The following is a 17,144-nucleotide window of genomic DNA, read 5'->3' on the forward strand; positions in this document are numbered from 1 at the left end:
GGCGCGTCGACGCGCCGGTTCGACTCCCTCGTGCGGGCTGCTCGCGCCCGTCGGGCGCTCGCAGGCGCACGCCACCGCACACCCCCTATTGTTTTCATCCCCCATCGGTTTTCGCTGAGTCGATCACGCGTCTCTCACGCACCGCGTCCCTCACGCACCGTGTCTCTCACCGGGCCGGAGCGACGCCGAGGTTGCGGTGACACACACGAACGTGCACATAGAAAAGCATTAGACTCGGCTCGATAACCACGTAAGTGAATGAGTCTGTCCGAACCGGACCGCGAACTCGTGACCGCCGAGCTCGGTCGAGAGCCCACGACGGCCGAGGCCGCGCTGTTCGAGAACCTCTGGAGCGAGCACTGCGCGTACCGCTCCTCGCGCCCGCTGCTCTCGGCGTTCGCGAGCGAGGGGGACCAGGTCGTCGTCGGCCCGGGCGACGACGCGGCGGTCCTCGCGCTCCCCGAGCCCGACGCCGCCGACGTCCACCCGGCCGAGCGGGACCCCGACGATTACGGCGACACGTACGTCACCTTCGGGGTCGAGAGCCACAACCACCCCTCCTACGTCGACCCGTTCGACGGCGCGGCGACCGGCGTCGGCGGTATCGTCCGCGACACGATGAGCATGGGCGCGTACCCGATCGCGCTGCTCGACTCGCTGTACTTCGGCGGCTTCGACCGCGAGCGCTCGCGGTACCTCTTCGAGGGCGTCGTCGAGGGGATCTCCCACTACGGCAACTGCATCGGCGTCCCCACGGTGGGCGGCAGCGTTGCCTTCCACGGCGGCTACGAGGGCAACCCCCTCGTCAACGTCGCCTGCGTCGGGCTCACGAACGAAGCGCGGCTCGTCACGGCCACCGCCCAGGAGCCCGGCAACAAGCTGGTGCTCGTCGGCAACGGCACCGGCCGTGACGGGCTCGGCGGCGCCTCCTTCGCGAGCGAGGACCTCGGCGAGGACGCCGAGACCGAGGACCGTCCCGCGGTGCAGGTCGGCGACCCCTACGCGGAAAAGCGGCTGATCGAGTGCAACGAGGCGCTCGTCGACGAGGATTTGGTCCTGTCCGCCCGCGACCTCGGCGCGGCCGGGCTCGGCGGCGCCTCCTCCGAGCTCGTCGCGAAGGGCGGACTCGGCGCCCGGATCGACCTCGACGCCGTCCACCAGCGCGAGCCGAACATGAACGCGACCGAGATCCTGTTGGCCGAGAGCCAGGAGCGGATGTGCTACGAGGTCGCCCCCGAGAACGTCGAGCGCGTCGAGGAACTCGCCGACCGGTTCGGCCTCGGCTGCTCGGTCATCGGCGAGGTGACCGACGGCAACTACGTCTGCGAGTTCGCGGGCGACGGGGACCGCGACGTCGCCGTCGACGTCGACGCCGAATTCCTTGCCGACGGCGCGCCGATGAACGACCTCGCGAGCGAGCCGCCGACGCAGCCGGACCGCGACCGCCCCGAGACCGAGCCCCCGCTCGGCGAGGCGGTCGAGTCGGTGCTGGCCGCCCCCTCCACCGCGAGCAAGCGGTGGGTGTACCGCCAGTACGACCACGAGGTCGGCGCCCGCACCGCGATGAAGCCCGGTGACGACGCCGCGATCGTGGCGATCCGGGAGACGGAGGAAGACGATGCGACCGCCGCCGACGGCGACGGCGTCGGCCTCGCGCTCTCGTCCGGCGCGAACCCGAACTGGACCGCGGCCGCGCCCTACGAGGGCGCCCGCGCGGTCGCGCTGGAGAACGCGACCAACCTCGCCGCGAAGGGGGCGGTTCCGCTCGCCGCGGTCGACTGTCTCAACGGCGGCAACCCGGAGAAGCCCGACGTGTACGGCGGGTTCAAGGGGATCGTCGACGGGCTCGCGGACGCCTGTGCCGACCTCGACGCGCCGGTCGTCGGGGGCAACGTCTCGCTGTACAACGACAGCGTCGAGGGGCCGATCCCGCCCACGCCGACGCTGGCGCTGCTCGGGACGAAACGGGGATACGACGCGCCGCCGGCGGCCCTCGACCGAGCGCGCCCGCCGACGCCGCGCTCCTGCTCGTCGGCGCCGGCGGCGACGCGCTCGGCGGTTCCGAGTATCTGGCGCAGATCGGCGGGACGGACCGATTTCCGACGCTTCCCGGCGACGGGCTCGCCGATATCGTCACGTCGCTCGCGGCGGTCGCCCGCCACGAGTCGACGCTCGCGACCCACGACGTGAGCGACGGCGGGCTCGCGGTCGCGCTCGCGGAACTGGTCACCGACGACGCCGGCGCGGACGTGGCGCTGCCCGACCGCGTCGCGGCCTTCGAGGAGACGCCGGGCCGCCTCGTCGTCCAGACCACCGACCCCGACGCGGTCGCCGACTCGCCGACACGCTCCCCGTGTTCCGGCTCGGCGACGTGACGACCGACGGGACGCTCTCGCTGTCGGTCGGCGACGAGTCGGTCGAGCTCGGCGCCGACGCGGTCCGCGAGGCCCGCGATACCATCGACCGCGAACTCGCCTGACCCACGGACGCGACGCCCCACGAGCCTGCGAACACCCCTCGCCGCGCGGGAGTGAGCGATACGTTTTTAGGCTTTCCTAAAATATGTGGAGGCACACACGGGACGCCGGGGGCACCGGCGCCCGATCTCATCGATGGCCTCCATGGAACCAGTCGGCACGACGCGTTCGGACGAACAGACGGCGTCGTCGACGTCCGACCGGAGCGCCTCGCCGAACCGAACCACCGCCGCGGTTCTCTCGCTCGCGAGCGTCACGAAGGAGTACGCCGCCGAGACCGCGGTCGACGGCGTGTCGCTGGACGTCCGGTCCGGCGAACTACTCACGTTCCTCGGGCCGTCCGGCTGCGGGAAGACCACGACGCTCCGGACCGTCGCCGGGCTGGAGGAGCCGACCGAGGGAACGATCACCATCGGGGGCGAGCCCGTTGCTGGCGAGGGGACGTTCGTACCGCCCGAGCAGCGCGACGTCGGCATCGTCTTTCAGAACTTCGCGCTGTTCCCGCACTTGACCGTCCGCGAGAACATCGCGTTCGGGCTCGACGACGCGGACGCCGAGGAGACCGCGGCGCGCGTCGACGAACTGCTCGAGCTGGTCGACATGCCCGACCACGGCGAGAAGACCCCCGACCAGCTCTCCGGCGGGCAGAAACAGCGGGTGGCGCTCGCGCGCTCGCTCGCGCCGGAGCCCGACGTGCTCCTGCTCGACGAGCCGTTCTCGAACCTCGACGTGCGGCTCCGCGTCGAGATGCGCGAGGAGGTCCGCCGGATCCTGAAAGCCGCCGGCGTGACCGCCGTCTCCGTCACCCACGACCAGGAGGAGGCGCTCTCCATCTCCGATCGGGTCGCCGTGATGAACGACGGCCAGATCGAGCAGGTCGGTCGCCCGGAAGAGGTGTTCGAGCGCCCCGAGTCGAAGTTCGTCGCCTCGTTCCTCGGGCGGGCGTCGTTCCTCCGCGGGCACCTCCGCGAGGGAGAACTCGAGACGGAGATCGGCCGCTTCGACGCCGTGACGCTGGAGGGGTACGACACCGTCTACGACGGGGCACCCGTCGACGTGCTCGTCCGTCCCGACGACCTCAGCGCGACACCTGCGAGCGCCGACATGGCCGACGGCGTGATCGTCTCTCGGCAGTACGTCGGTCCCTCCTTCGTCTATCGAGTAGAACTCGACTCCGGCGACGTCGTCCACTGCCAGCACAACCACGTCGAGGAGTTCGACCTCGACCAGCCCGTCGCCGTCGAGCTCACCGCCGACCACCCGCTGGCGTGGTACCCGCGGTGAGTACGGGAAAGGCCCGCTCTCCCGTCGGTTTCTCGCCTCGCGCCGTCGATTTCCCATCCCGCGCCGCCGGCGCCGTGGCCCATGTCCCGGGCCAGAGACCGCATCTCGGGCCACCACCTGCCTCCAGCTGCCGCTCGCGGAGAGAACGGGAGGCGCTCGGAAACGATCCGGTCCGTCAGAAGGTGAAGAGGAACGGGATCACGTAGGCGATCAGCAGACCGACGAGGAGCACGGCCGCGCCGATGCCGACCTCGCGGCTCCCGAACGCCTGCATGGGGGCTGTCACACGTGTGTCCGGGTCGGTGTCGTGAGAGTGGTCGTCCATACTCGTCGATTGGGCGTGCGAGATATATAAACGCGTCCGAACGCGTCGCGTCCTCGTGCCCGACGGTGTCGCCCCGGCGTGCGCGAACGCGTCACGCCGCCAGTCGTCGTCCCTCACCGTCGTCGCGCCGCGGATCGTCACGGTCTCGCCGCAGCGACGCCACCAATTGTCGGCAACTCGTTTCGATACGCCAACACTTATCCGTCGGTTAGACGATCCCTCGGCAGTGAGAGACGTGCTGGAAGTGGACGCCGAGACGGTGCTCGTCGCGGGGCCCTCGCTGGCGGGCGGGCGGCGGTGTTTCCACCGGCTGCTCCGCGATCGCGGCGCCGGGACGGTCGCGGTGGCGACCCGTCAGCCCGCCGAGCCCTTTCGAGACGCACACCGCCACCAGACCGCGGCCGACCCCGCCGAGACGGACGATCTCGTGGTCGTCGACTGCCTGACGCGCGCGCTCGGGAAGTCGCCGTCGGACGGTCCGCGGACGGTGTACGCCCAGCACCCGAGCAACCTCACCTCGATCGGGACGAAGTTCACCCAGGTGGTCGATCGGCGGGGCGACGAACCGCTCGCGGCCGGGATCTCGACGCTGTCGCCGCTCCTGCAGTACGCAGACCGGACCGACGTGTACCAGTTCGCACACCTGCTGGTCCAGCAGGCGACGGGAGTGGGATGGCCGGTCGTCGCCGCGATCGACGCCGGCGCACACGACGAGCAGACCGTCGAGCAGTTCGTGCCGCTGTTCGACGCGGTCGTCGAGACGCGGCGCCCCGACGACGGCGAGGGCTGTGAGTACCGCGTCCGCGATCCAGAAGAGACCGACTGGCGGCCGCTGTGACCGGGGACCGATCGGTATCGACGCGCTGGTCGTCGGAACGCAGTTTTCGGACCTGGTAGACGAGTCGCTCGCGTGGCCGTTCGATAGTCGCCCACTCGCATGCGCCCGTACCTGGTGTTTCGTCCACAGCCGGCTGACGCCGTTTGACGACGCCGACACGGACGCCAGAAGGCAAGATTCTTTTTGATATAGCGACAGGTTCACCCACATGCCTCCCGAGTTCCCGGCGAGCGTGGACGTCGATTACACCGACGGCGAGGGTGAGGACCCCGAGGAGTACCCGTCGTTACAACACAAAATCGAAAAGGCGATCGAGGTCACCCGCCGCGGCCTCGAACAGTACGACAACCCCGCCGTGATGTGGACCGGCGGCAAAGACTCCACGCTCACCCTCTACTTCATCAATCAGGTCGCCGAACAGTTCGACTACGACAAGCCCACCGCGGTGTTCATCGACCACTTCCAGCACTTCGAGTCGATCACCGACTTCGTCGACCGCTGGGCCGACGAGTGGGACATCGACGTCGTGTACGCCCGCAATGACGACGTCGGCGCCTACGTCGACGAACACGACCTCGAACCCGGCGACGACATCCCCGTCGACGCCCTCTCCGAACACAACCAACACCACGTCCGCAACATCTTAGAGTACGACGAGGACACGTTCCCGTTCCTGCTCGACACCTACGTCGGCAACCACCTGTTGAAAACGGTCGCGCTCAACGACGCACTCGAAACCCACGACATCGACGGCGTCATCTCCGGCGTCCGCTGGGACGAACAGGAAGCCCGCGCGGACGAAACGTTCTTCTCGCCGCGGCACGACCCGGATCTGTTCCCCCCACACGACCGGATCCAACCCATCCTCCAGTTCCGCGAACGCGACGTCTGGAACGCGTTCTGGAACTACGTCGTCCCCGACACGGTCGAAGCCTTCCCCGACGACGGCTACGTCCCCCAGGCCGACGACGACCTCCCCGACGGCGTCACCCAACAAGACGTCCCCATCTCACCCAAGTACTTCGCCGGCTTCCGCTCGCTCGGCAGCGAAGTCTCCACCGACAAAACCACCGAAGAACCCGCCTGGCTCCAAAACCTCGAAAACACCACCGAACGCGCCGGCCGCGCCCAAGACAAAGAAGACCTCATGGAACGACTCCGCGACCTCGGCTACATGTAAACTCCCCGACGAGCGCGACGACCACGGGCGTTCCCCGCTTGACACCCCACAGTAGTGCTCCCGATCGAACACTTCATCGTCGCGCTGTTGCCCGTCGTCGGCTACGTGCTCGTCCGCGACCGGCGGCTCCCGACGCTCCAGCTCGTCGCGATCGTCTTCGTGGGGAGTCAGTTCCCGGACCTGATCGACAAGCCACTCGCACACCAGTTCCAGCTGCTCCCGAACGGCCGCGTGTTCATGCACTCGCTGCCGATTGCGGTCCCGTTCCTGTGTCTCGTCGGGCTGTACGGCCGGAAGACGGAGCGACCCCGCCCCGCCGGCGCGTTCGCGTTCGCGCACCTCTCGCACATCGTCGCCGACAATCGACGAGCGCTGCTGTCGTCCGATCCGACCGTGCCGTCCGACATGTTGTGGCCGCTGCGTCCGGTGATCCAGCGACCGATGGTCCCGCACTGGGCCGGTGAGGGGTCGATCAACGTCCACCTGTGGACGGCGTTCGCGGCGGTCGTGCTCGCGATCAGCGCGTACTACCTGTACGTAGACGTCGACGACCATCTCCGGGGTGGCCGTTCGTAGCCGATCGGCCGCGTCGTCGCGGGGAGCCCGGCGTCGCGTTTCGTCGGTCGACGCCGGTCCGCCACCGCGACGTCTCGCGACGTCTCGCGAGTCGGATGCGTCGAGCGAGCCGATCGAGAGCGAACTGATCGAGAGCGACCGACCGTCCGGACATACACGTGGGATAACATTAATACGCCGGGTCGAAGAGCCATACGTATGGGCCTCGTCGAGATCGACGGCACGGGAGGCAGCGTGTCGCACGGAGGCGTGTCACCGGCCGCCATCGAACGCGGTGCCCGGGAGACACGTTCGGACGGCTCGAAGCTGCGTTCACGCCAATGACCGAAACCCCGCTGCGCGCGACGATCACCCAGCGCGGCGTCGTCGTCACGCCGGACGAACACGTGCTGGTCGTCAAGCGGGCGACCGACGGCGGGTGGGAGCTCCCGGGCGGGCGGCTCGATCGCGGCGAGGACGCCGTCGACGGACTCGTGCGCGAACTCCGCGAGGAGACGTCGCTCGAACCGGAGGTCGTCGACCCGGTACACACGGTCGCGTGGGTGAACGACGAGGGGAACGGACGGTTCGCGGCGTACTACTACTGCCGCGGGCCCCACCGGAGGGTGTCGCTGTCGGCCGAACACGACGACGCCGACTGGCGACCGATCGCCGCGGTCGGCTCCCGACTCAGCGATCCACAGACCGCGGCCGTCGAGGCTGCGGTGACGCGGCATCAACGATCGCTCGAAACCGACTCGACCGGCCTCGCGTCGGGACGGCGAGAGCGAAGCGACGGGTCACAACTGTAGTCGGGACCGTTATCGACGTTCTCGGCGACGAACGCTCGCGGTGAAGTGCGTCCGGAGACACCGCGATGTCGGCCACGTCTCGTCTACGTCGGTTCGATCGATACCAAGTGATCGACGAGCCGCTGTCGACGAGGCCGACGTCGACGAGACCGGCGTCGACGAGTCCGATGTCGATGGTTCGACGGAGATGGTGTCGACGGGGGGTGGACGCGCCGATCACCCCCGAAGCGCTTCCACCGGCGACTCGTTCGCGGCCTTCCATGCGGGGTAGATGCCGCTGAGGACGCTCGCAACGAGCGCGAACACGACCCCGTAGAGGAGGTACCGGGAACTCGACCACGCCAGCGCGAGCGCCGCGTCCCCGGTGATGACGTGGAAGAGCACCAGTCCGACGGCGAGCGAACCCACGGCGCCGAAGACGCCGCCGACACCGCCCAGGAACGCCGCCTCGGTGAGTATCATCCGCAGCACTTCCCCGCGCCGCACGCCGACGGCGCGTAACACCCCGATCTCGCCGCGGCGTTCGATCGTGCTCATCAGCATCACGTTCAGGATGGCGACGCTCGCGACGAAAAGCGAGATGGATCCGATACCGAGCAGCGCGAGTTCGAGCGTGTCGGTGAACGAAGAGATGTTCTCCTGGACGCTCGCGAAGCTGGTGACGCTCAGGATCTCGTCGTCTTCGTCGTTGAAGTGCTCCTCGATCGTGTTCGCGGTCGCGGTCGCGGTGTCGCCGTCTTCGGTGACGACTGTGACGGAGTCGTAGTACTCCTGTTCGCGGAGCGCGGAGACCGGCAGGACGAGCTCACCGCCGCCACTCGGACCGAATCCACTCTCGGCGGCGATGAAGCCGCGGATGCGGTAGATCTGTCCCTCGTATTCGACGGGGTCACCCATCTCGAGGTCGAGCGTCTGCGCGGTGCTCTCCGAGATGAGCGCCCCCGTTTCGAGACGCGTGGGCTCGTCGCCGGCGGCGATATCGTACAGCGGGGCCGCGTTCGTCACGCCCGTCACCTGCACGTACGCCGATTCGCCGTTTCGAGCGGTGAGTTCGGTGCCGTTCGTCTTCTGTGGAATAACGGTCGTGGCGGGGGCGACGTCCCGGATCGTCTCCACCTGGTCGTCGGTGACCCCGTCGGTCTCGATATCCTCGCCCGGAGAGACGCTCACCTCGTTCGTGAGGTCGCCGAGGTTCGACGTCGCCTGATGTTCGAGGGCCACCCCGGCCATGCCGAGCGAAGCGATCGCCATCACGCCGATGACGACGCCGAGCATCGCGAGGGCGGTTCGCACCCGATTCCGGCCGAGGTTCCGCCACGCCATGAGCACGCTCGGAACCCGTCGGAGGATCGACGTGGCGCCCGTCACTGGACCACCCCGTCCATCACCGACTCACCTCGTTCATCACTGGACCACCCCGTCGACGAGTCGGACCACGCGATCCGCGTACTGCACCAGCTGTTCGTCGTGGGTGATCGCCACGACGGCGATGTTCTCCGCCGCTTTGAGTCGGGCGATCTCGTCGAGCACCGTTCCGCCGGTCTCCTGATCGAGGTTGCCCGTCGGTTCGTCCGCGAGGAGGATGTCGGGCTCGTTGATGAGCGAGCGCGCGATGGCGACCCGCTGTTTCTGCCCGCCGGAGAGCTCGTCGGGCGTGTGGGTGAGCCGGTCACTCAGCCCGACCCGCCCTAACAGGTCGACGGCGCGGTCGCGGCGGTCGACGTCGGTGTCCCACATCGACGGCAGCTCGACGTTCTCGGCGGCGGTGAGCATCGGTAGCAGGTGGAAGTCCTGGAAGACGAACCCGAGCTGCGATCGGCGCTCTTCGGTCCGTTCGTCCTCGTCGAAGTCAGTGACGTTTCGCCCGTCGAGGCGAACGGTGCCCGCCGTCGGAGTGTCGAGGAGCCCGATCAGGTTGAGCATCGTGCTCTTCCCGCTCCCGGACGGCCCGGTAACGACGACCATCTCGCCGCGCTCGGCGCGGAAGTCGACGGCTTTCAGCGCCTCGATCGTCTCGGCCCCGCTGTCGTAGCGTTTGACCACGTCCTCGAGTTGGATGACGCTCATCCGCGGTTCCAGAGGTAGTAGACGGCACCGCCGATACCGACGACGACGAGCAATCCGACGACGATCGGAACGACGGGAAGCCCCGGGGCGCCCGGACCGCCACTACTCCCGGACGTTGCCGCCGGCGATGCCTGACTCGCCGCGCCCGCGGCGTCGACCGACGAGACGTCGAGCGTCTGGGTCGTCGTGACGCGCTCGTTGTCGACGATGTAGGCGATCTCGATCGGGATCGCGCTCGTCCCGTTCTCGACGGACGCCGTGAGTTCGAACGTGGCGAACTCGCTGGCGTCGACGGAGCCGACGAAGTACTCGCCGGAGCCGCCCGCGGGCGAGACGCCGTCCGCGTCCGGGATGCTGACGAGGACCGAGTCGACGTCGGTGCCGCCGATATTCGCCGCCTCGCCGTCGATCGACGTGACCGCGCCGCTTCCCGTCACCTCGAGGCTGGTCAGCCGTACCTCGCCGGCGACGCGTCGGTCGAGACGAACCGTGCGGGTGACCTCGTGGCGCTCGCCGCGGGCGGCGTACGTCGCGGTGAACGTGACGGTGTCCGAATCGTAGTTCTCGGTGTCGAACGTGGCCGACGCGCTCTCGTCAGGGGCGACGTCGAAGGTGTCCTTGCGAGCACGTCGCTCGCCGTCCGTCGAGGCGCGTATCGCTGGGTCGGTCAGGTCGACGTTCCCGTAGTTCGTGAGCGTGGCCGTAGTCTCTCCCGAGGCGTTCGTGGTCGCGGAGAGGCCGCCCTCGACGTCGGGCTCCTCGACGTCGATCGTGATCGGACGGTAGTACGGACGGAGGACGGAAGACCGATTGCGGCTGGGCTGCGGCTCGGCGGAAACGTGGGCTTTGAGGTGTTTCTCACCCGCTTCCTCGAACGTCGTCGTGATCGGGACCGTCAGGCTGCCGCCGGGAGCGATGGATCCGAGATCCTCGGCGCGCCCGTAGTGGTCCTCGGTATCGCGTATCATGACACTCGAGACGTCGACGATCCTGTCGCTGCCCGCCTGATTCGACACCGTGACTTCGATCGTCACCGTCTCGCCGACGGTCGGGTCCTCCGGCGACACCGTCACTCCCGACACGACGACCGCCTGTCCCTGCGCGGAAACCAGCGTCGCACCCCCGACCGTCGCGCTCGCGAGCATGAGTATCGCGAGGACGGTCGGGGCCAGTCGCGGGGTCCTCATACACGTACCACCCGTCTACGGAGGGATCGACGCAACGGCGGGGACGTGTGTCGGCCAGCGGAGGGCTGTCCACTCTGTTGGAGGGGGTATCGCGTCTGCACGTCCGCTTCGAAGAGGCCCGCACGTGAATAACCTCGGGGTCAAACTCGTGGAGGGGACGTCACAAGACGGGAACGCGCAGCGTTCGGCGCTTCAGCGACCGCGAGGGGCCGGGGCTCGGACGCTCAGTCCTCCGCGGCCTCCGGCTCGGCTGCGGTCGCCTCCGCCGACCCGTCGTCTTCGCCTTCTTCGGACCGGGCGGCGACGAGCGCCCCGCTCGCGACGCTGTACATCGGTTCGGCGGCCGACCGGACGTCGCTGATCGAGAAGGGGATGGTCGCGTCTTTGAGGTGGTCCGCGAACAGGTCCTCGAACCCGACCGGACTCGACGTGCCACCGGTGACGACGACGGGCACGTCGAGGCCCTCCTCGACGTCTTCTTCGTCCACCTCACGCGTGATGTGTTCGATGACGTAATCGAGGAGATTCTCGTAGTAGATCGCGAGCGCGCCTTCGACGCCGCCGACGTCGGTTCGGAAGTCGAGCTTGAAGTCGTCCTCTTTGATGCTCGTGACCTTGTCGACGGGGGTCCCCGTCGCCTGGGCGGTCTGTTCGTCGATCCAGTCGCCGCCGCGGGCGATCGAGAACTTCATCACGGGCACGGCGTAGTACGCCAGACAGACGTTCGTCATCCCGGCCCCGAAGCTGATCCCGAGCCCGGTGAAGTTGTTGTCGGCCAGCTCGGAGTAGATGACCGCCATCCCCTCGTTGATCGGCTCCGGATCGTAGCCCATGTCACCCAGCATCGACTCGAGCGTCTTCTCGTGGTAGAGCGTCGAGAGGTCCGAGTCGATCGGGTCCGCGGGGCTCGAGTAGAACAGCCGCTCGTTCCGCCGCGCCGGCTCGCCGACGACCTGCTCGGTGATCAGTTTGATCATCGGGATCGCGGACGACTCCTCGCTGGAGAGGATCCCGTGTTGCATCGGCCGGCGCGTCTCCTCGTTGAAGATGTTCGCGAAGTTCAGCGCGTCGTCGCCGACGACGTACACCTTGTCGTCCTTCTGGATGTGGAGGACCTCGCTCCGCGAGAGCATCTGTTCGGCCATGTCGCTGTACTCGATCTCGACGAACGAGTTCCGCTGTTGCACGAAGACGGTCTCGGAGCCGTCCTGTCGAGCCGAGAGGATGTTCATCGTGCCGACGTCTAGGCCTTTAGCCATGTCTGGGGATTTCACCCGTCCAGCATAAATCTTTGCGGCGAGTGCACAGATCGCAACCGAAAAAAGACACACCCAGCGCGTCACGACCGAAGATTCGGGTCGCGCCGCGAATCGGGTCCTCCCGTCAGAACAGCCCGCGAACCCGATCGAGGAGCGACGAATCCTCCTCGTCCGACTCCCGTTGCTGCTGGCGGAGCTCCCGGAGCGCGGCGGCCTGGTCGTCGGTGCTCTCCCCGCTGGCCGTCTCGGCGTCCCCGCCCTGGAGTCCTTTGAGCTGGCCGACGGCGTCGTCGACCGTGCTCGACTCCGTGCGCGTCTCGGTCGCCGTCCCGGCGAGCGTGTCGCGATCGACGTCGTCGACGGCGCTCGTATCGAGATTGAGGCGACGAGTCTCCGTTCGTTCGACACCGCCCCACGACAGCTCCGCGTCCGCCAACTCGCGGTCGATGTCGGCTTGACGTCCGCGTCGGTCACCGTCGAGGCCTCGGCCGTCGCCTCCTCGGCGTCGGATCCCGCCTCGGCCGTCGCCCGCTCGACGCGGTGGGCGACGAGGGCCGCGCCCGTCGCCGCGATGACGAGCACGATGCCGACGCTGTAGACGGCGACCCCCTGCGCGCTGTAGTCGGTCGAGTTGATCACGTTCCAGTTGTACGGGTACGCCCACGCGAACAGACCCGTCGCCACGAGACAGACGACGGTCCCCGCCACGGCGACGTACAGCATCCGTCTGTCGACCGGAAGGAGGACCACGACGCCGAACAGGAGAACGGGCAGTCCCACGGCGCCGGCGACGCCGGCGACCTCCCGGACCGTGTACATCGACATCGACCCCGGCGGGAACGTCGCGCTGTAGATGTACGCGGCGATACCCGCCACGGCGAGTCCCAGCCCGGCGAAAAAGAGGCCGAAGCCGAGGTAGACGTCCACGGTCCGCTCCGGGTCCCCGACGTACTGCCGATAGTACGCGAGGAGGGCGTTGGCGTGCTCCGGGTCGCTCATGGGTCGAGATATTCGTCCATCGTAATGACTGTTCTCCCGAATCGCGGGGGTGAACGACCGCCGTACTTTAGTCGTTCGGCGTCGATTCACAAGCGACGACCAGTGGTTTCGGACTGCCCGCGGTGCGCTGTGGAGTTGACCGCGTTCACCCTCGGCGAAGCGACCGCCTTCGAGTGTGAGGCGTGCGGCTACGTCGGAGTGGAGGCCGACCACACGGGCGAGCCGAAGCGCATCGAGACGTGGGAAGAAGCCATGCGACGCTTCGAGAGTGAGTGATGCCTCAGATAGACATTCCGACGGACGAATTCGACCGCCTCGAGGAGCTGTCGGCGGCGCTCGCGGACGAGTACGCCGGCGAGTACGCCTCCGTGACGAGCACGGACGCCATCGCGTTCCTTTTGGACCTCGCGGCCAGCGTCGAAGATCCCTACCGAATCCCGGTCGACGACCGGAGCGCCTCCGTCGACGACGGGACGGTCGACGACCGAGGCGCAGACGCACCGCGCCCGTCGGAACGGACCGACGTCGACGGCCCGGGCGACGGGTTCCCCCGCGACAGCCTCGAAGCAGTGCTCCGGGAACGGAACCGTGAGGGCGGCGACGACGAGATGGACCTGTACACGATCGCCGCCGAGTACGACGTCACGGGGCGCAGCGAGATGACGAAAGACGAGCTGATCGACGCGATACTGGCCGAGACCCGAGAGCGATACACGGACCCGTTTGCGCCGGTGGACGTTCCGTTCCCGCCCGAACGCGACGGGTCGGTGTCGGACGCCGACGCGGGATCGACCGAGCAGCCGGACGAGACGGGAGCCACGAGCAAGAACGACGGCCGTGACGACGGGAACGTCCGTGAAGACGAGAACGGCCGTGAAGACGACGGGGGCAACGGCGACGCGTCGGCGGCCGACACGGCGAACGGAGCCGGCGAAGGGGATGGGGACGCCCAGTTGGATGCGATGTTACACCTCCTCGACACCCACGACGACAAGTGGAGCCGGTCCGACGGAGACGCGCGCTACGAGGTCGAACTCCCGGACGGGACCCACGAGTCCGCGCGGACCAAAGACGACGTCCGCGCGCTGCTGTTCAAACACTACTGAGCTCTCGGACAATTGGGCTCCCGGATAAGAGAAGGAGAGGGGGAGATCGACCGGTAGACCGGAGAGAGGAGTCACTCCTCTGCTCCACGGGAGGTACCGTCCGGCCACGTGAGACTGGCGATCGCGCTACCCGGATCGCGCGAACTCCCGGATCTCCGACACACTGAACGTTGATCGATCGAGCGTGGGTTTATTGAGCAGGAATAGTTATTGATCGTGGTATTGAATTGTTGAGTGTTCAAATAAATTATAAAATTTAACTTATCACGTCGTTTATTGGGGACCGTCATGAAGCGTCGAACACACATGAACGACCGGTCAATCGTAGGCGGCGTGTTCTCTCGGAGCTCGATCGAACGCACTCGGAACGCTGGGCCCTCCGCAGCGTAATGGGGAAACAACTAGAGCGCGACCTGGGTCTCCCGTCAGTGACCGCCATCAGTATCGGCGCGATGGTCGGCAGCGGCATCTTCATCCTGCCGGGACTGGCGATGAACATGGCGGGGCCGGCGGTCGTGTTCGCGTACTTCCTCGCGGGCGTCCTCGTCTTGCCCGCCGCACTGAGCAAGTCCGAGATGGCGACGGCGATGCCCGAGGCCGGGGGGACCTACCTGTACATCGAGCGGGCGATGGGCCCGCTGTTCGGGACCATCGCCGGCGTCGGGACGTGGTTCTCGCTGACGTTCAAGGGGGCGCTGGCGCTGGTCGGTGGGGCGCCGTACCTGGTGTTGCTGCTCGATCTGCCGGTGACTCCGGTCGCGCTCACGGTCGCGGGTCTGCTGATCGTCTTGAACGTCGTCGGCGCGAAACAGACCGGACGGATGCAGATCGCCATCGTCGCGGTCATGCTGGCGGTGATGGTCTGGTTCATCGTCGCCGGCGCGCCGAGTGTCGAGAGCGCCCGCTTCGAGGGCTTCTTCGACAGCGGGATCGAGGGGATCCTCGGGGCGACCGGGTTCGTGTTCGTCTCCTACGCCGGCGTCACGAAGATCGCCAGCGTCGCCGAGGAGGTCGAGAACCCCGACCGGAACCTCCCGCTCGGCATCCTCGGGTCGCTCGTCATCACCGCCGGGATCTACGTCGCCATCGTGACCGTCATGGTCGGCGTCGCGGAGAGCGCCGCGCTGACCGACACCGAGACGCCGATGCAGGTCGCCGCCGACAACGCGCTGCCCGCGATCGGCGTCGCCGCCGTCGTCGTCGCGGCGCTGCTCGCGCTGATCAGCACCGCCAACGCGGGCATTCTCTCCTCGTCGCGGTACCCCTTCGCGATGAGTCGCGACGGACTCGCGCCCGACATCTTCGAGAACGTCAGCGACCGGTTCGAGACGCCGGTCAACGCGATCACGATCACCGGCGGGGTGTTGCTCGTCCTCATCGCGTTCGTCCCCATCGACGACATCGCCAAGCTCGCCAGCGCGTTCAAGATCCTCGTGTTCATCCTGATCAACGTCGCGCTTATCGCCTTCCGTCAGGGGTCGATAGAGGCGTACGACCCCAGCTTCGAGTCCCCGCTGTACCCCGTTCCCCAGCTGGTCGGGATCGTCGGCGGGGCCGTCCTCCTGCGGTACATCGGATTCGTCCCGCTGGTCGGGGCCGTCGTCATAATCGTGGGCTCGATGGCGTGGTACTACCTCTTCGTCTATCGCCGGGGCGGCGTCGAGCGCGAGGGCGCGATGACTGACGCCTTCCGCCGGAGCGTCGGACGAGACGTGGTCGAACAGACCGAATCGGCGGTCGAAACCGACAGCCACGAGATCCTCGTGGCAGTCACCGACCGGACGTCGCCCGCCGTCGAGCAGTCGCTGATCGACCTCGCCACCGACCTGGCGCACACCCGCGAGGGCGGTGTTCGGGTCGCCCAGTTCGACGAGGCGCCCGACCAGACGCCGCTCCCGCAGTCGGCGTCGACCCTCACCGAAGCCGACCAGGCGTTCGAGGTCAGAATGGCCGACCGGGCGACCGACTCGGAGATACCCATTCGATACGGCGAGGTCGTCAGCCACGACACCCGACACGCCATCGTCAACTACGCCGCCGAGGTCGACGCGGATACCCTGATCATCGAGCGATCGACCGGGTCGGAGACGCTGTTGGGGAGCGACGCGGACTGGATCGAAGCCCACGCCCCCTGTGACGTCATCGAAGTCTCGAATCTCGATCACGACGAAGTCGAGCACATCGGCGTCGTTACCGACGGGGAACCGTTCGACCCCGCGAAGGTCTGGTTGGCCGACGCGCTCGCCACCGCCGTCGGTGCGACCATCACGTTCTACTTCCCCGTCGGCGCGGCCCCTCCCGAGAGCCACCGGAACACCACCGACGACTACCTCTCCCAACTGGCGGCGCTGTGTGAGGCGCCGGTCGAGACCCGAATCGTCGAAGCGAACACCGACGACGCGATCGAACTCGCCGCCGGCGACGCCGACGTCCTCATCGTCAGCGGCGTCCAGCCCGACCTCACGGACCGACTCTTCGGCCACGTTTCGGACCGAGTGACGGCCGAAACGGAACACGGGACGCTGGTCGTCTACGGCGCGAGCCAGCCGGGACGGCTCCGCCGAGTGATCGAACGGCAGCTGTTCTGAGTCGGTGGGTACACGATCGAGTACGCGCTCGGCGACGCTATCCGAGTCGAGCGCGATGCAGGGAGTGATTCCCGGGTGAACGGTTCTCGGTCGAAGCCCGGTATCCGGCGCATCGAGAATATTTATCAACAATATATACAATACAGAATATAGATTATTTGGCGTCGATCACTATTGACTAATCGGACACATCCGGATCCACACAGCGGCGCTACGACAGTTCTCCCCGACGTGACGCTATCCGATGCCCAATACTGTCAGCCGGGTGTTTCCGGCGTTTTCACCGACGTTCCGTTTTGTTTCGGCCAGCTGACGAAACGTTTCACGATCGACAGGGTGGTTCTCGCCAAACTCCGCGAGAACCATCCCGTCGACGACGCACACGGCCTCGTCGGTGGCGGGCAAGCTCCAAGACGCGTATCACGGCCACGGGCCACGATTCAACTACGAAACACGCGGACACCGGA

At 67.5% G+C, this 17,144-nt stretch carries 14 protein-coding genes and 2 pseudogenes; 10 read left to right on the forward strand and 6 right to left on the reverse strand.

Translation table 11 applies throughout. The annotated features are described in order from the left end of the window. The first annotated feature begins 258 nt into the window (after positions 1 to 258). Together purL and GJ633_RS03255 are read left to right on the forward strand one after the other, a co-directional pair. A pseudogene (gene purL / locus GJ633_RS03250) lies at positions 259 to 2,479 on the forward strand (phosphoribosylformylglycinamidine synthase subunit PurL). 142 nt (positions 2,480 to 2,621) lie between these two features. Beyond that, positions 2,622 to 3,761: an ABC transporter ATP-binding protein gene (locus tag GJ633_RS03255; protein ID WP_394351119.1), complete on the forward strand. Its 1,140-nt coding sequence runs from the start codon at positions 2,622 to 2,624 to the stop codon at positions 3,759 to 3,761. A 175-nt stretch (positions 3,762 to 3,936) separates the two neighbouring features. Here GJ633_RS03255 and GJ633_RS16950 read toward each other — a convergent pair whose 3' ends face one another. Further along, the gene (locus GJ633_RS16950; RefSeq protein ID WP_197431211.1) at positions 3,937 to 4,086 is read right to left on the reverse strand and encodes a hypothetical protein; all 150 of its coding nucleotides are present in this window, start codon (positions 4,084 to 4,086) and stop codon (positions 3,937 to 3,939) included. Positions 4,087 to 4,312: 226 nt separating this feature from the next. Between GJ633_RS16950 and GJ633_RS03260 the strand changes: the two genes are divergently transcribed. From GJ633_RS03260 to GJ633_RS03275, 5 genes are all read left to right on the forward strand, one after another. Further along, positions 4,313 to 4,924 (forward strand): hypothetical protein, encoded by a 612-nt coding sequence (locus GJ633_RS03260; RefSeq protein ID WP_156587121.1) that lies wholly within the window; start codon positions 4,313 to 4,315, stop codon positions 4,922 to 4,924. Positions 4,925 to 5,132: 208 nt separating this feature from the next. Further along, positions 5,133 to 6,104, forward strand: coding sequence for a phosphoadenosine phosphosulfate reductase family protein (locus GJ633_RS03265; RefSeq protein ID WP_156587123.1), 972 nt, complete (start codon positions 5,133 to 5,135; stop codon positions 6,102 to 6,104). 54 nt (positions 6,105 to 6,158) lie between these two features. Continuing rightward, positions 6,159 to 6,680: a metal-dependent hydrolase gene (locus tag GJ633_RS03270; protein ID WP_321168887.1), complete on the forward strand. Its 522-nt coding sequence runs from the start codon at positions 6,159 to 6,161 to the stop codon at positions 6,678 to 6,680. Positions 6,681 to 6,878: 198 nt separating this feature from the next. Further along, the gene (locus tag GJ633_RS18075) at positions 6,879 to 7,004 is read left to right on the forward strand and encodes a hypothetical protein (protein ID WP_255470505.1); all 126 of its coding nucleotides are present in this window, start codon (positions 6,879 to 6,881) and stop codon (positions 7,002 to 7,004) included. Beyond that, a complete protein-coding gene (locus tag GJ633_RS03275; protein WP_156587125.1) occupies positions 7,001 to 7,471 on the forward strand; it encodes an NUDIX domain-containing protein in 471 nt (156 codons plus the stop codon). The genes GJ633_RS18075 and GJ633_RS03275 overlap by 4 nt, the downstream gene beginning before the upstream one ends. A 216-nt stretch (positions 7,472 to 7,687) precedes the next feature. On the opposite strand, the gene GJ633_RS03280 is transcribed toward GJ633_RS03275, so the two are convergent. The 5 genes and pseudogenes from GJ633_RS03280 to GJ633_RS03300 all read right to left on the reverse strand — a co-directional run bounded on the left by GJ633_RS03280 (position 7,688) and on the right by GJ633_RS03300 (position 12,983). Then, the gene (locus GJ633_RS03280; protein WP_156587158.1) at positions 7,688 to 8,794 is read right to left on the reverse strand and encodes an ABC transporter permease; all 1,107 of its coding nucleotides are present in this window, start codon (positions 8,792 to 8,794) and stop codon (positions 7,688 to 7,690) included. A gap of 81 nt (positions 8,795 to 8,875) precedes the next feature. After that, the gene (locus GJ633_RS03285; RefSeq protein WP_156587127.1) at positions 8,876 to 9,538 is read right to left on the reverse strand and encodes an ABC transporter ATP-binding protein; all 663 of its coding nucleotides are present in this window, start codon (positions 9,536 to 9,538) and stop codon (positions 8,876 to 8,878) included. Further along, the gene (locus GJ633_RS03290; protein ID WP_156587129.1) at positions 9,535 to 10,725 is read right to left on the reverse strand and encodes a CARDB domain-containing protein; all 1,191 of its coding nucleotides are present in this window, start codon (positions 10,723 to 10,725) and stop codon (positions 9,535 to 9,537) included. The genes GJ633_RS03285 and GJ633_RS03290 overlap by 4 nt, the downstream gene beginning before the upstream one ends. A 224-nt stretch (positions 10,726 to 10,949) precedes the next feature. After that, on the reverse strand, positions 10,950 to 11,984 hold the full coding sequence (locus tag GJ633_RS03295) for a hypothetical protein (RefSeq protein ID WP_156587131.1): 1,035 nt from the start codon (positions 11,982 to 11,984) through the stop codon (positions 10,950 to 10,952). Positions 11,985 to 12,108: 124 nt separating this feature from the next. After that, positions 12,109 to 12,983: pseudogene (locus tag GJ633_RS03300) on the reverse strand (permease). Positions 12,984 to 13,118: 135 nt separating this feature from the next. On the opposite strand from GJ633_RS03300, the gene GJ633_RS03305 reads away from it, so the two are divergent. The 3 genes from GJ633_RS03305 to GJ633_RS03315 all read left to right on the forward strand — a co-directional run bounded on the left by GJ633_RS03305 (position 13,119) and on the right by GJ633_RS03315 (position 16,677). Beyond that, positions 13,119 to 13,259 (forward strand): hypothetical protein, encoded by a 141-nt coding sequence (locus GJ633_RS03305; RefSeq protein WP_197431212.1) that lies wholly within the window; start codon positions 13,119 to 13,121, stop codon positions 13,257 to 13,259. Beyond that, positions 13,259 to 14,089, forward strand: coding sequence for a Rho termination factor N-terminal domain-containing protein (locus GJ633_RS03310; RefSeq protein WP_156587136.1), 831 nt, complete (start codon positions 13,259 to 13,261; stop codon positions 14,087 to 14,089). Before GJ633_RS03305 ends, GJ633_RS03310 begins: the two co-directional genes overlap by 1 nt. A gap of 389 nt (positions 14,090 to 14,478) precedes the next feature. Continuing rightward, complete coding sequence (locus tag GJ633_RS03315; RefSeq protein ID WP_156587138.1) at positions 14,479 to 16,677, forward strand: amino acid transporter; 2,199 nt, start codon at positions 14,479 to 14,481, stop codon at positions 16,675 to 16,677. The last annotated feature ends 467 nt before the right edge of the window (positions 16,678 to 17,144 follow it).

This window comes from Halorubrum sp. CBA1125 (assembly GCF_009742825.1).
Taxonomy (GTDB): Archaea; Halobacteriota; Halobacteria; order Halobacteriales; family Haloferacaceae; genus Halorubrum.